This window comes from Devosia aquimaris (assembly GCF_020169335.1).
Classification (GTDB): Bacteria; Pseudomonadota; Alphaproteobacteria; order Rhizobiales; family Devosiaceae; genus Devosia; species Devosia aquimaris.
On record NZ_JAIEZN010000002.1, the window covers coordinates 370,978 to 382,492 of the forward strand.

Sequence of the window (11,515 nt, forward strand, 5' to 3'; positions counted from 1 at the left end):
TTGACGGCTTTCGCTGCATAGGGGCCAGCAGCGGGCCCCGGCCGGACCAATAGTATCGGTCCGGCCAGGTGCTGAGAGTGGTGTAATCAGCCTGCAGACTTGGCGTTGCGCGCCGCCCAGGTCTTGAGGCGCAGGCCGTTGAGGCGGATAAAGCCCTCGGCATCGTGGTGGTCGTAGGCCACGGCGCCCTCTTCAAAGGTCACCAGATCCATCGAGTAGAGCGAATAGGGCGAGGTGCGCGCGATCACATTGGCGCTGCCCTTGTAGAGCTTCACGGTGACTTCGCCGGTGACATAGGTCTGGCTCTTGTCGATCAGGGCCTGCAGCATTTCGCGCTCGGGCGAATACCAGAAGCCATTGTAGATCAGCTCGGCATATTTGGGCATCAGCTCATCCTTGAGATGGGCTTCGCCACGATCGAGCGTGATCGATTCAATGCCGCGGTGCGCCGCCAGGAGGATGGTGCCGCCGGGGGTTTCGTAGAGCCCGCGGCTCTTCATGCCCACGAAGCGGTTTTCCACCAGGTCGAGCCGGCCCACGCCATGCTTGCCGCCCAGCTCGTTGAGCTTGGTGAGCAGCGCGGCCGGCGACAGGGCCTCGCCATTGATCGAGACCGGATCACCCTTTTCAAAGCCAATGGTGATGATCTCGGCGGCGTCGGGGGCCTTTTCCGCGTCGACCGTGCGCTGCGGAACATAGTCGGGATAGGGCACAGCCGGATCTTCCAGCACCATGCCTTCGGACGAGGTGTGCAGCAGATTGGCGTCCACCGAGAACGGGGCCTCGCCGCGCTTGTCCTTGGCAATCGGGATCTGGTTCTTCTCGGCATAGTTGAGCAGCGCCGTGCGCGAGCGCAGGTCCCACTCGCGCCAGGGGGCGATGACCTTGAGACCGGGCATCAGCGCATTGGCGGTGAGCTCGAAGCGGACCTGATCATTGCCCTTGCCGGTGGCGCCATGGGCAATGGCGTCGGCGCCGGTCTCGCGGGCGATGTCGACCAGATGCTTGGCGATCACCGGGCGGGCAATCGAGGTACCCAGGAGGTACTGGCCTTCATAGAGCGCGTTGGCGCGGAACATGGGGAAGACGAAATCGCGCACGAATTCCTCGCGCACGTCCACGATGCGGATGTCGTTGATGCCGAACATCTCGGCCTTCTTGCGGGCCGGCTCCAGCTCTTCGCCCTGGCCCAGATCGGCCGTGAAGGTGATGATCTCGGCCTGGTAATGCTCCTGCAGCCATTTCAGCATGATGGAGGTGTCGAGCCCGCCCGAATAGGAAAGCACGATCTTCTTGATGTCTTTTGCCATGGTTCGCCGTCGCAGTGATGGGTGGCCGCAGAGGGCCGGAATTTTGGCGCACCCTATTCAGGTGCAGGCGCGCGTGCAATTGTCGGCGCGCAGATTCTTGAGATCACCATGCCCGCCTTTGTCCCCGACCTCTCCGTCATCCTGACCTTTGCCCTGGCCGGTTTCGTGCTGGCCATCACCCCCGGGCCGGACATGGCGCTGTTTGTGTCCCGCACCATCAATTTCGGCCGCAGCCACGGCATGGCAACAGTATTGGGCGCGCTGACCGGCATTGCCGTGCACACGAGCCTGGTCGCCTTCGGCATTTCCGTCCTGATCGTCGCCGCGCCTGCCGCCTTCTGGGTGCTCAAGATCGTCGGTGCGCTCTATCTGGTCTGGCTCGCCATTCAGGCCATCCGCGAAGGCGGAGGGCTTTTGGTCAATCGCGCGGCCGGCCGGCAGCCGAGTTTTTTCCAGAGCTACATGACCGGACTGGGCATCAACCTGACCAATCCCAAGGTGGCGCTGTTTTTCGTGACCTTCCTGCCCCAGTTCGTCTCTGCTCATGATCCGGCCGCCGCCGGCAAGCTCTTGTTTCTGGGCGTCGAGTTCGTGGCCGTGTCGCTGCCCATCGTCATCGCCATCGTGCTGGCGGCCGAATGGCTGACCACCACGCTGCGCGACAACGCCTGGGTCTCCAAGGCGCTCAACTGGAGCTTTGCGGCGGTGTTCATGGCCTTTGCCGCCACCATTTTGTTGGCGGAAGGCCGCAAATAGCGCCGCATTTGCCCCCTAAGGATGCCGCAACCGTATCAAGGGGCAAAAACCTATGGACGTACTGCGCATCATCCTGTCCGTGATCATCCCGCCGGTGGGCGTGTTCCTGCAGGTGGGCCTGGGGCTGCACTTCTGGCTCAATATCCTGCTGACGCTGCTGGGCTATTTCCCCGGCCTGATCCACGCCGTCTGGGTCATCACCCGCAAGTAAACAGGCGACACATCGTAGCGTCGCGCATTACCCCGGCCGTTTCTGGCTCATGATGGCGACGGGACGCGCCTCATTGTCATTGAAGAACGCCATCCATTCCTCGGTGCCATCGCCATGGCGATGGATCATGTGGGGTGCGCCGATGAACTGTGCGCCGCGGGCAGCCAGTTGCGCATGGGCGGCGTCGATGTCGATCACGCGGAAATAAAGGACGCTCTCGGCCCTGGGCTGGCCCGCCTCGGCACTCAGCATCAGCCGGGTTCCGGCACAGTCGAAAAAGGCCAGATTGCCGAAGGTGTAAAGATGCGGCAGGCCGACAATGTCGCGCCAGAAGGCTTCGGCCGCACCGATCTCGCCGACGCTGCGGCTGATCTGCCCCAGGGCACCGATGTCCAGTGATGTCATCTCCATGTCTCCCATCACGCCTTTGACGCCGTTCTTGGGCCCGCCGATCCAATGCTGCAGCGCCGCCCGATCGGCGAGGCCAAGCTTGCCCAGAATATTGCGCAGATGAAACTTGACGCCATCCCGGCTCATTCCCAGGCGCCGGGCCATGTCAGCCGGCGCCATGCCGTGTCGCACCGCATGGGCTATCCGCCATTCGGCGGGCGTCAACTGATCGTCATGCGGTGGGCGGCCGCGCATGGCTCAGGCTCCTGTTTCAACACTGACGCTAGCAGAAGCGCAGGGGATTTTCCCTCCCCCACCTAGCGCTCCTTGCGCGCATCCCGCCTGGCCTTGGTCATCCTGGTGGGCGCATGAAAACTCGGCGGCTTGCCGGCGACCCAGGCGATGAAACTGGCGATCTCAGGATCGCTGCGCAGCGCCTCGATATCATGGAGATGACGGGCGAGCTCGGCCTCCGAGAACCGGGCATGGATGGCGCTGTGGCAGATCTGGTGCAGCCGCACCGTCCCCTTATGCGTGCCACCCTTGAGGCGGGGCACCAGGTGATGCCGACTCGATTTTGCCTCGGCCGGAATGAGCCGCCCGCACAGCGGACAAATCGGCGGTTGTCGCTGCGCGGCGCTGGCATCGGCCGCCGCGATAGCGGCATCGACACGGCGCAGCGACGGCCGCGTACTACTGCGCATAAGGTCGTTGTCGACCGGCGATCACCATGCAAAGCCGGGTTGATCAAAGCTTCGCTTCTGATAGCCCCTGAAGTTTGGTGATCTCGCAGATTCGCCACTCCGGATAAGCATATCAATGCCCTCAACATATACCTGAAGAAGGCGATCAACCTCGTCGATACTTGGAAGACGGCGATCTCTTCCAAGAATTGAACGAAAGGAGCGCTTTCCTGTGCCGCCTGGACCCGCATATAAATATTCGATGTCCGCCTCTTCATAGTCATCGCGAGCTAAGTGGGCGCTAGTGATTGCGCAAGCCACATCGATCTCTCGCTCACTTGGCTCATGTGACATCCGAAATCCTGGCATTACCAAATTTGCCGAACGACCATCAATGCGAATGAACGGCGCTTTGATGCCGACAAAAACAGACTTCCCAGAAGCCCGGCCCACTTCGACTGCCAGAAAGCCAATCTTGTGGCACACTGAGACATTCGCCAATGCATAGTCAGCGATCGACTTCACAGCCGATGCATTTTGCTCTCTGCCCTTCGGATTTCCATTACTAAGGCAGTATCGAATGGCTTCATCCTTGCCTACCGCGCCACGGAAGAGGTCATAGGCGGCTAGGAAGGCCGGATCGTAGTTAAACCTTCCACCTCGTTTGTTGAGATACTGCTCAAGAAACCAATCATGAACAGATTTTGGAGTTGCGCTGAAGGGATCAGGCCCCAGAGCTCTAGCGGTATCAAGGACGTTGGTCAGAAGAAAGCTAGACAATGTAGTCTCCTCAGATGGCGCTACAACGTCCTCCACCGCAGTAGCAATGCCTCAAGATACAAGCCCTTGACCGAGTCGCGCAACAAAGTGACTGCGGATTTCCTCATTACGTATTCGCATCCCCAGTCGACCAATTGGCTCTGAAGAGTTCCACACTTCATCCCAAGGCGACCCATGTTCGTGTGTCATATCTGACAGCGCCCATCCGTTGTATTTCGAATAGGTCCGAAACATCGCCTCGACATGTTCGAGGTCTGAGGCATGAATGCTCTCAACGATCTCCTCAAACTCGTTCGTGAAGATGTTTAGTTTTTTTGCCCTGGCGGTAATCGGCTTCGAACCAAAATCTTTGAAGCTATCGCGCACGACTTTGACTACAGGCCCATACCTCCACGCTTCAAACTGTTGCTTTACGAACGGCAGTCCCGTCCTAGCCAAATACCATCCGTGTGAGAAGTAGATTATCTTAAGCAAGACCATTTGTGTCACCGGCACCTCGTGACGGTCACCCAAGTCTAGCACTAGGTTGGCAATCAATCGGCCGTCATATGGCGCGGACATGCCTTACCTACCCTGTTCCCCGAATCAATACTGCGCCAACGCCAAGCACAATTACAGGCTAAACACCCGCCAGCGCGTCCCGGTCTTTCTTGCTCAGCCGTTCGCTTTCGCTCTTGAGCTGGCCGCAGGCAGCAAAGATGTCACGACCGCGCGGGGTGCGCACGGGAGACGCGTAGCCGGCCTTGTTGACGATATCGGCAAAACGCTCGATGCGGCTCGAGGGCGAGGTGCCGTAGTTGGCGCCCGGCCAGGGATTGAACGGAATCAAATTGATCTTGGCCGGAATGCCGGCCAGCAGCCGCACCAGCTCGCGCGCTTCCGCATCGCTGTCATTGATGCCATCGAGCATCACATATTCAAAGGTGATGCGGCGGGCATTGGAGAGGCCAGGATAGTTGCGGCAGGCCTCGAGCAGCTCTTCGAGCGGCCACTTCTTGTTGATCGGCACCAGAACGTCGCGCAGGTCATTATTGGTGGCATGCAGCGAGATCGCCAGCATGACATCGATCTCGCGCCCGGTCGGCTCGATATAGGGCACCACGCCCGAGGTCGACAGCGTGATGCGGCGCTTGGAAAGGCTCATGCCGTCACCGGCCGAGGCGATCAGCAGTGCCTGCTTGACGTTGTCGTAATTGTAGAGCGGCTCGCCCATGCCCATCATCACGATATTGGTGATGGCGCGGGTCTCGCCCGACGGCACCAGGCCGCCATCGTCCGGTCGCACGCCGCCAGGGAAATCGCCCAGCCGCTCGCGCGCCATTAGGATCTGGCCTAGGATTTCGCCCGCGGTGAGATTGCGCACCAGCTTCTGCGTGCCGGTGTGGCAGAACGAACAGGTCAGTGTGCAGCCCACCTGCGAGGAGACGCAGAGCGTGCCGCGGTCTTCCTCAGGGATATAGACGGTCTCGACTTCGACCGGCGGATAGTTGGGATTGGCCGGATCGCGAAAGCGGAACAGCCATTTGCGCGTGCCATCGCTCGAGACCTGCTCAGAGACGATCTCGGGGCGGTCGAGGTTGAACGCATCGCTCAGCTTCTGGCGCACCGGCTTGGCCACATTGGTCATGCGCTCGAAATCGGTGGTGCCATTCACATAGAGCCAGTTCCACAACTGGCTGGCCCGCATGCGCGCTTCCTTGTCGCTGGCGATGCCGGCCGTGGTCAGGGCCTGCGCCAGCTCGGGCTTGCTTAGCCCGATCAGCGAGGGACGGCTGGCGACAGCCGGACGGACAGCGGTCGAATGGTCAAGGTTCAGCGCGATGCTCATGGCAGGCCAAGGTTCACTTCAGGACAGCAACAATGCGGGAAAGCCTGCGCGCCATAGCACAGCCGGCGGCAATTATCAAAGTCACGGCGGCGGGAGGCGGCTTTGCGCCAGCCGCCGGACCGGGCTGATGGGACGAAAAAGCCTAGCAGCCGGAGGCGATCGACTGCTGCGCGGCGGTGGCGCCCGAAAGCGAATAGGCTTGCGTCACCTTGATGCCGCCGGCCGTAACGCCTTCAACGGTCATGCTCGAACCGGCGCGGATGGCAGACGCCAAAGTGGCAGCCTGGCCGGCGTCGTCGAGCCAGGCGGCGTCATTCTGGGTGAACAGGTTGAACACCTGACCACCCACATTGACCGTGGCCTTGCTGTCGGGCTGGAAGGTAAAGCCGGCCACCAGATTGAATTCGGTGTCGATATTTTCGGCCGGGCGCTTGGTCACATAGACATAGGCCTGGGTATAGCCGTCGGGCGTGGGGACGACGCTTTCCGGCTTGGTCATGGCAAAGCACACCGTGCCGGTCGTGTCATTGGCGCTGTAGCTCGACCAGGCGCGATGCTCACCCAGCAGCCGCACCTGCTGGGCCTGGACGGCAGCAGTGGAAATCAGGCTGGCGACAAGGGCGAGCGCGACGGCGAACTTGGTCATCAGGGCCTCGGCAGGAACATCAGGCGACGGGCCCTTCGGCCCAGCGCCCAGTTATGGCGGATTGTCCGGCTGGGGCAACCCGCAATGACGGCTTATTTACAGGCCGCGTCGATCGCGTTCATCGCGGCCGTGGCGCCGCTGAGCGAATAGCTGTCGGTGGTGTTGGTGCCGCGCTGGCTGGTGCCCTTGACGGTCAGCTTGCTGCCCGCCTTGAACGCCTGCACAAAGCCGCCTTCATCACCGGTCGAGGCCAGCCAAGCCGCCGAGCCTTCGGTGACCATGGGGTAGGACTTGCCATCGATGGTGGCACTGGCCTTGGCATCGGTGGTGTTGAACGGATAGCCGATGATGGTCTGCACCTCGTTCTTGGTGCCCATGCCCTTGCGGTGGATGATCATGAAATGGATCGGGTCGCGGTTGGCACCCGCCGGCTCGCTGCTCTGCGGCGTCGCCGAAATATAGCAGATCAGCCCGCTCGCATCGGTCGCCGACCAGGCGCTCCAGGCGTTGAAGGTACCCAGTTCGGTGGCCTGCTGTGCCTGTGCGGCAGGGGCCAAGGCCATCATCGCGCCCAGCGCGAGGCCCGCAACCAGACTGCCGGATTTCATCGTCATCGCCAATCTCTTCCTCATCTTGAAGGTCCGCTGCCGGGGGGAACTGCCCGCCAAGTTTGCCCCCAACATGGTTACCAAGGTGTCAAATGCCGCCGCATAAGATTGCTTTTGCATCAATAGCAGGCCAATCGCGGCGGGATTTTGGCAGCATCTGCCATGTGTTGTCCGGTTTGCGCCGTCAGGGTTAACATCGCGCTAACGATGCCGTGAGCCCGGCGGCCGATCCCCGTCCATTTGCGCGCGATCAGGCCGCCAGCGGATAGCTCTGCTCGACAACATAGGGCCCGCCGCCTACCGAATCCCGGCTGGAAAACAGCACGAAGCGACCCACCGGAAACTGCAGCGGTTCGAAGCGGCCCGCCTCGGCCATGAAGCGCGCCGCATCCATGGCGCTTGAGCCGCGTAGCCGCGCCAGCGTCACATGCGGCACGAACTTGCGCCCGTCCGGCGGCAGGCCGGCCCGCTGCAACACCCGCTCATGCGCCGACTGCAGCTGGCTGAGCGCGGCACTGGGCTCCACCCCTGCAAACAGGGCCCGCGGCTTGTCACCGCCAAAGGTGCCCAGATGGGTCAGACGCACGTCAAAACGCATCGAATTGGACAGTCGGTCCAGGCTGGCGGCCACCTCGTCGGCGGTCTGGTGATCGACGTCACCGATGAATCTCAACGTTATGTGATAGCTGTCGGTATCGATCCAGCGGGCGCCAGACAGTCCGCCCCGCTTGAGCGAGAGCGCAAAGGCCACCGACTCGGGGACCTCTAGACCGGTGAAGAGCCTGGGCATTTGGCCCTCCTCTGTTCGGGATCAGCACGATTCGCCACCCAGCCTAACACAGCAAAACGCCCCGGCCAGTCGTTTCGTCGCACTCTTCCATCAAGTCTTGTAAACCCCCGGGGGGCCATCCATATTGATCGGCAAGTGGCAGTTAGTGCCCACCGGCGGTAAAAACACCGCTCCATGATCGAAAGGAACCGAAATTGGCTCAATATGACCGCCAGACCCTCGGAGCACGGGCCGGATCGGCCTTGGCCATTGACGAAGGTTTGCGCAGCTACATGCTGCGAGTTTACAATTACATGGGTATTGGTCTTGTCGTGACCGGCCTGGCAGCCTGGTTTGCCGCCGCTGCCGCCGTCACCACCAATCCCGACGCCGCCGTTGCCACGCTGAACAACGGCACCATGCTCACCCAGTGGGGTTACCTGCTGTTCGCCAGCCCGCTGCAGTGGGTGGTGATGCTGGCGCCGCTCGCCTTTGTGCTGGTGCTCAGCTTTGGCATCAACAAGCTCTCCGTGCCGGCCGCCCAGGCCACGTTCTGGGGCTTTGCTGCCATCATGGGCCTGTCGCTGTCGTCCATCTTCCTGGTCTATACCGACGCTTCGATCGCCAAGGTGTTCTTCATCACCGCCGCGACCTTTGGTGCGATGAGCCTTTACGGCTACACCACCAAGCGTGACCTGACCCAGATGGGCAGCTTCCTGATGATGGGTCTGATCGGCCTGATCATCGCGTCGCTGGTCAACATCTTCATGCAGTCCTCCATGCTCGAGTTTGCCATCTCGGCTGTGGGCGTGCTGATCTTTGTCGGCCTGACCGCCTATGACACGCAGAAGATCAAGGAAGGCTATTCGGAGTCCTATGGCGCCGATGTGCTGGCCAAGGGTGCCGTGATGGGCGCGCTCAGCCTCTACCTCGACTTCATCAACCTGTTCATGATGCTGCTCCGCCTGTTCGGCAACCGCGAGTAAGCATCGCCAGCCTGGTAATGGCATCAAGCTGGCTTGATGCTGCTATCAAGCAATTTGGTTGGACGATGATCCGGACCGCAGCCTACAAGGGCTGCGGTCTTTTTGTTTGCCTGTCGAGCACCCGTCCAAGCCATGTCCGAATTCCAGCCCCAGCCGATCCTGCGCCCCTTTGTCTGGAGCGACGTCCCCGCGATCACGGCGATCTACAAGCATTACGTCGAACAGACCGCGATCACCTTCGACACCGAAGTGCCGGGCGAAGAGGCCATCGCCGAGAAATATGCCGGGCTCAAGCGGCTCGGCCATCCCCTGATCATTGCCGAATTGGACGGCGAAACCGTTGGCTATGCCTATGCCAGCTTCTATCGGCCGCGCGCCGCGTACCGCTTCACCTGTGAGGATTCGATCTATCTGCGTCCCGACCTCAAGGGGCGTGGCCTGGGCAAGGCACTGCTGACCGAACTGCTGGCGCAGTCGCGCGCCTTCGGCTTCAAGCAGATGATTGCCGTCATCACCGCAGACACCGCCAATTCCATCGCCATCCACGAAAAATTCGGTTTCCGCCACGTCGGGCGCTATGAGGCGGTTGGCTACAAGTTTGACCGCTGGCACGACATCGTGCACCTGCAGCTGGCACTCTAGACCCCGCTAGAGCGGCTTGTGCATGGCCAGCCCCGTGCCGCCCATGCAGGCAACCGGCGCGGCATCGGCTGTCCAGCCCATGGCACGATAGAAGTCGGCTGCCGTATAGGTGCTGGTCAGATGCGCCTGCGTCACGCCCTGAGCGCGCATATGCGCCTCCATGGCCCCCAGCAGCGCCTTGCTGACGCCGCTGCGCCGCGCTTGCGGCGCCACATAGTTGAGCGCCACCTCCGCGCCCCGCACGGCACCCACCGCCACGACGGCGCCGTCGCGCTCGGCAACCAGCATCGTCAGTTCAGCATCGTCCAGCATCGCCAGCACGCCGTCGGGCGACTTGTTGGCCGTCCAGCGCGCGATGGCTTCCGGATCGTTCTTGTGGTCGCTGGCGCACAGTTCGGTGATCGAGGCCATGAGCACAGCGCTCATGGCCGGTGCGTCCGCCGCAAGCGCGGGCCGGATCGCCACCACCTATCCCACCACCGCCAGCTGCGGATCGAGCACGCGCAGCACCAGGCCCAGCTCATGCCCGCGCTTGAGAATACGGCCCTGCTGGTTGGTGACGCTATACTGCCCCTGTCGATTGCGCAGCTTGGGCGTCTTCTCGATGATGAACAGGGGCCGCTCTGACACCCGCGCATAGACCGAGAACACAGCCCGATCGCGCAGGAAATCCATGGCATAGTCGCGCCACTCGCCCTGCCCGACCTTGCGGCCATAGATGGCCAGGATCTGCGCCAGTTCCTTGCGATCAAAGGCGGTGATGACAGGCGGCTTGCTCGACGCCGCATTTGCAACAGGCTCGCCGGCATGCACCAGCGAGAGCGGTACGGCTTTGTCGTTCGGTGTGCGGCCCTGCACCGGTCCGGATGCTCCCGTGTCAACGAACCGTCATGATTGCGGCATTTGCGCCCAGGCGCAAGGGGCTCCGTCGTGGCACAAAATCCCCAATATCGTCACATTTCTTCCCTGATGGCGCCAGAATGGGATGTCAGTTTGTGAGCATTGCCTCCAGTGGCGGGCACCTGAGCCGACTGAGCCCCCAAACCTGAAGCTTAGGTGTCCGCCCGTCATTCTTTATGACCTATGCGACTTGCCCTGACCTTTCCCCCAAAGGTCGGGGCTTTTTCTTGCCCGTCTGGTGGCGCGATAGCGGGCCGCTCAGCGCTCGAAAGCGGCCGCGCCAAGGATAGGCCCGGGCAGGCCATTGTGCTCCTGCTGCACGATCACGGCGATGCCATTGCTGGTATCGGCCAGCATCTCGGGAATGGGCAGCTTGAGGCTTGCGCCGCTATTGCTCTCCCACAGGCCCAGCGCCTGCCGGCCCGTCACCACCTGGGTATAGACCATCGACTTGCCGGCATTATTGCCCTCGGCAATATCGACATCGGCGCGGTTGATATAGGTCACCAGCCACACCACGGCATCGTTGAGCGCGGTGTCGGCCGGAATGGAAACCTTGAGCATGTTGCGGTCCTGCGTCACCGCCACGTCCAGCGGCAACTGCGCCCGGTCGATGGCCCCGTTGACCTCGTTGCGCCTGGACCCCACCACACCGATGGCGCCATTGACCACCATCTGCGGCGTATAGATGCGCGAGGAGCCCCAGCTCTGCGCATAGGCGCGCTGGCGGTCCGAATAGGCGGGAGAACCGAAAGTGTCCTTCCAGCCAACATAGTCCCAATAATCAACGTGATAGGCCAGCGCCAGCACGTCGCCACGCTCGGACAGGCTGGTCAAAAGCGCGTCGGCCGGCGGGCAGGACGAGCAACCCTGGCTGGTGAACAGCTCTACCACCGCCTTGGGCTGCACGCGCAGGCTGTCGGCGCTGGCCGGAAGGGCCAGGCTCAGCGCAACCAGGAGTGTGCCCAGCAGGGCTGAAACGGCGGGCCGGAAGATCATGGCAAGG

At 61.8% G+C, this 11,515-nt stretch carries 16 protein-coding genes; 4 read left to right on the forward strand and 12 right to left on the reverse strand.

Annotation, left to right across the window (positions count from 1 at the left end; translation table 11 throughout):
* Positions 1 to 86: 86 nt before the first annotated feature.
* Entirely contained in the window at positions 87 to 1,310 is a 1,224-nt protein-coding gene (locus K1177_RS14610) for an argininosuccinate synthase (RefSeq protein WP_224704102.1), read from the reverse strand.
* 108 nt (positions 1,311 to 1,418) lie between these two features.
* Here K1177_RS14610 and K1177_RS14615 point away from each other — a divergent pair, with 108 nt between their 5' ends.
* Together K1177_RS14615 and K1177_RS14620 are read left to right on the forward strand one after the other, a co-directional pair.
* Complete coding sequence (locus K1177_RS14615; protein WP_224704103.1) at positions 1,419 to 2,066, forward strand: LysE family translocator; 648 nt, start codon at positions 1,419 to 1,421, stop codon at positions 2,064 to 2,066.
* A gap of 52 nt (positions 2,067 to 2,118) precedes the next feature.
* Positions 2,119 to 2,277, forward strand: a complete 159-nt coding sequence (locus tag K1177_RS14620) for a YqaE/Pmp3 family membrane protein (RefSeq protein ID WP_224704104.1) — start codon at positions 2,119 to 2,121, stop codon at positions 2,275 to 2,277.
* 27 nt (positions 2,278 to 2,304) lie between these two features.
* Here the strand turns inward: K1177_RS14620 and K1177_RS14625 are convergent, their stop codons facing one another.
* From K1177_RS14625 to thpR, 8 genes are all read right to left on the reverse strand, one after another.
* On the reverse strand, positions 2,305 to 2,922 hold the full coding sequence (locus K1177_RS14625; protein ID WP_224704105.1) for a LuxR C-terminal-related transcriptional regulator: 618 nt from the start codon (positions 2,920 to 2,922) through the stop codon (positions 2,305 to 2,307).
* Between the two features lie 62 nt (positions 2,923 to 2,984).
* Positions 2,985 to 3,371, reverse strand: a complete 387-nt coding sequence (locus K1177_RS14630; protein ID WP_224704106.1) for an HNH endonuclease — start codon at positions 3,369 to 3,371, stop codon at positions 2,985 to 2,987.
* Positions 3,372 to 3,392: 21 nt separating this feature from the next.
* Positions 3,393 to 4,130, reverse strand: a complete 738-nt coding sequence (locus K1177_RS14635; protein WP_224704107.1) for a hypothetical protein — start codon at positions 4,128 to 4,130, stop codon at positions 3,393 to 3,395.
* A gap of 51 nt (positions 4,131 to 4,181) precedes the next feature.
* Positions 4,182 to 4,691 (reverse strand): Panacea domain-containing protein, encoded by a 510-nt coding sequence (locus K1177_RS14640; protein WP_224704108.1) that lies wholly within the window; start codon positions 4,689 to 4,691, stop codon positions 4,182 to 4,184.
* Between the two features lie 58 nt (positions 4,692 to 4,749).
* Positions 4,750 to 5,958 carry a 23S rRNA (adenine(2503)-C(2))-methyltransferase RlmN gene (gene rlmN, locus K1177_RS14645; protein WP_224704109.1) on the reverse strand — a complete coding sequence of 403 codons (1,209 nt, stop codon included), beginning with the start codon at positions 5,956 to 5,958 and terminating at the stop codon, positions 4,750 to 4,752.
* A gap of 142 nt (positions 5,959 to 6,100) precedes the next feature.
* Positions 6,101 to 6,604, reverse strand: coding sequence for an invasion associated locus B family protein (locus K1177_RS14650; RefSeq protein ID WP_224704110.1), 504 nt, complete (start codon positions 6,602 to 6,604; stop codon positions 6,101 to 6,103).
* Between the two features lie 92 nt (positions 6,605 to 6,696).
* The gene (locus K1177_RS14655) at positions 6,697 to 7,218 is read right to left on the reverse strand and encodes an invasion associated locus B family protein (RefSeq protein WP_224704111.1); all 522 of its coding nucleotides are present in this window, start codon (positions 7,216 to 7,218) and stop codon (positions 6,697 to 6,699) included.
* A 244-nt stretch (positions 7,219 to 7,462) separates the two neighbouring features.
* Complete coding sequence (thpR, locus tag K1177_RS14660; protein WP_224704112.1) at positions 7,463 to 8,002, reverse strand: RNA 2',3'-cyclic phosphodiesterase; 540 nt, start codon at positions 8,000 to 8,002, stop codon at positions 7,463 to 7,465.
* Positions 8,003 to 8,274: 272 nt separating this feature from the next.
* Here thpR and K1177_RS14665 point away from each other — a divergent pair, with 272 nt between their 5' ends.
* Together K1177_RS14665 and K1177_RS14670 are read left to right on the forward strand one after the other, a co-directional pair.
* Positions 8,275 to 8,967, forward strand: a complete 693-nt coding sequence (locus K1177_RS14665) for a Bax inhibitor-1/YccA family protein (protein WP_318153307.1) — start codon at positions 8,275 to 8,277, stop codon at positions 8,965 to 8,967.
* A gap of 132 nt (positions 8,968 to 9,099) precedes the next feature.
* Complete coding sequence (locus tag K1177_RS14670; protein ID WP_224704114.1) at positions 9,100 to 9,609, forward strand: GNAT family N-acetyltransferase; 510 nt, start codon at positions 9,100 to 9,102, stop codon at positions 9,607 to 9,609.
* Positions 9,610 to 9,615: 6 nt separating this feature from the next.
* On the opposite strand, the gene K1177_RS14675 is transcribed toward K1177_RS14670, so the two are convergent.
* From K1177_RS14675 to K1177_RS14685, 3 genes are all read right to left on the reverse strand, one after another.
* A complete protein-coding gene (locus K1177_RS14675; RefSeq protein WP_224704115.1) occupies positions 9,616 to 10,035 on the reverse strand; it encodes a GNAT family N-acetyltransferase in 420 nt (139 codons plus the stop codon).
* Between the two features lie 42 nt (positions 10,036 to 10,077).
* Positions 10,078 to 10,467: a DUF2794 domain-containing protein gene (locus tag K1177_RS14680; RefSeq protein WP_396120221.1), complete on the reverse strand. Its 390-nt coding sequence runs from the start codon at positions 10,465 to 10,467 to the stop codon at positions 10,078 to 10,080.
* A gap of 300 nt (positions 10,468 to 10,767) precedes the next feature.
* Positions 10,768 to 11,508 (reverse strand): DUF1223 domain-containing protein, encoded by a 741-nt coding sequence (locus K1177_RS14685; RefSeq protein WP_224704116.1) that lies wholly within the window; start codon positions 11,506 to 11,508, stop codon positions 10,768 to 10,770.
* Positions 11,509 to 11,515 lie beyond the last annotated feature (7 nt).

What these genes read in the sequence shown, in the direction of transcription:
- K1177_RS14610 (WP_224704102.1), bottom strand. Translation starts at nt 1,310, where the DNA reads ATGGCAAAAGACATCAAGAAGATCGTGCTTTCCTATTCGGGCGGGCTC.
- K1177_RS14615 (WP_224704103.1), top strand. Translation starts at nt 1,419, where the DNA reads ATGCCCGCCTTTGTCCCCGACCTCTCCGTCATCCTGACCTTTGCCCTG.
- K1177_RS14620 (WP_224704104.1), top strand. Translation starts at nt 2,119, where the DNA reads ATGGACGTACTGCGCATCATCCTGTCCGTGATCATCCCGCCGGTGGGC.
- K1177_RS14625 (WP_224704105.1), bottom strand. Translation starts at nt 2,922, where the DNA reads ATGCGCGGCCGCCCACCGCATGACGATCAGTTGACGCCCGCCGAATGG.
- K1177_RS14630 (WP_224704106.1), bottom strand. Translation starts at nt 3,371, where the DNA reads ATGCGCAGTAGTACGCGGCCGTCGCTGCGCCGTGTCGATGCCGCTATC.
- K1177_RS14640 (WP_224704108.1), bottom strand. Translation starts at nt 4,691, where the DNA reads ATGTCCGCGCCATATGACGGCCGATTGATTGCCAACCTAGTGCTAGAC.
- rlmN (WP_224704109.1), bottom strand. Translation starts at nt 5,958, where the DNA reads ATGAGCATCGCGCTGAACCTTGACCATTCGACCGCTGTCCGTCCGGCT.
- K1177_RS14650 (WP_224704110.1), bottom strand. Translation starts at nt 6,604, where the DNA reads ATGACCAAGTTCGCCGTCGCGCTCGCCCTTGTCGCCAGCCTGATTTCC.
- K1177_RS14655 (WP_224704111.1), bottom strand. Translation starts at nt 7,218, where the DNA reads ATGACGATGAAATCCGGCAGTCTGGTTGCGGGCCTCGCGCTGGGCGCG.
- thpR (WP_224704112.1), bottom strand. Translation starts at nt 8,002, where the DNA reads ATGCCCAGGCTCTTCACCGGTCTAGAGGTCCCCGAGTCGGTGGCCTTT.
- K1177_RS14665 (WP_318153307.1), top strand. Translation starts at nt 8,275, where the DNA reads ATGCTGCGAGTTTACAATTACATGGGTATTGGTCTTGTCGTGACCGGC.
- K1177_RS14670 (WP_224704114.1), top strand. Translation starts at nt 9,100, where the DNA reads ATGTCCGAATTCCAGCCCCAGCCGATCCTGCGCCCCTTTGTCTGGAGC.
- K1177_RS14675 (WP_224704115.1), bottom strand. Translation starts at nt 10,035, where the DNA reads ATGAGCGCTGTGCTCATGGCCTCGATCACCGAACTGTGCGCCAGCGAC.
- K1177_RS14685 (WP_224704116.1), bottom strand. Translation starts at nt 11,508, where the DNA reads ATGATCTTCCGGCCCGCCGTTTCAGCCCTGCTGGGCACACTCCTGGTT.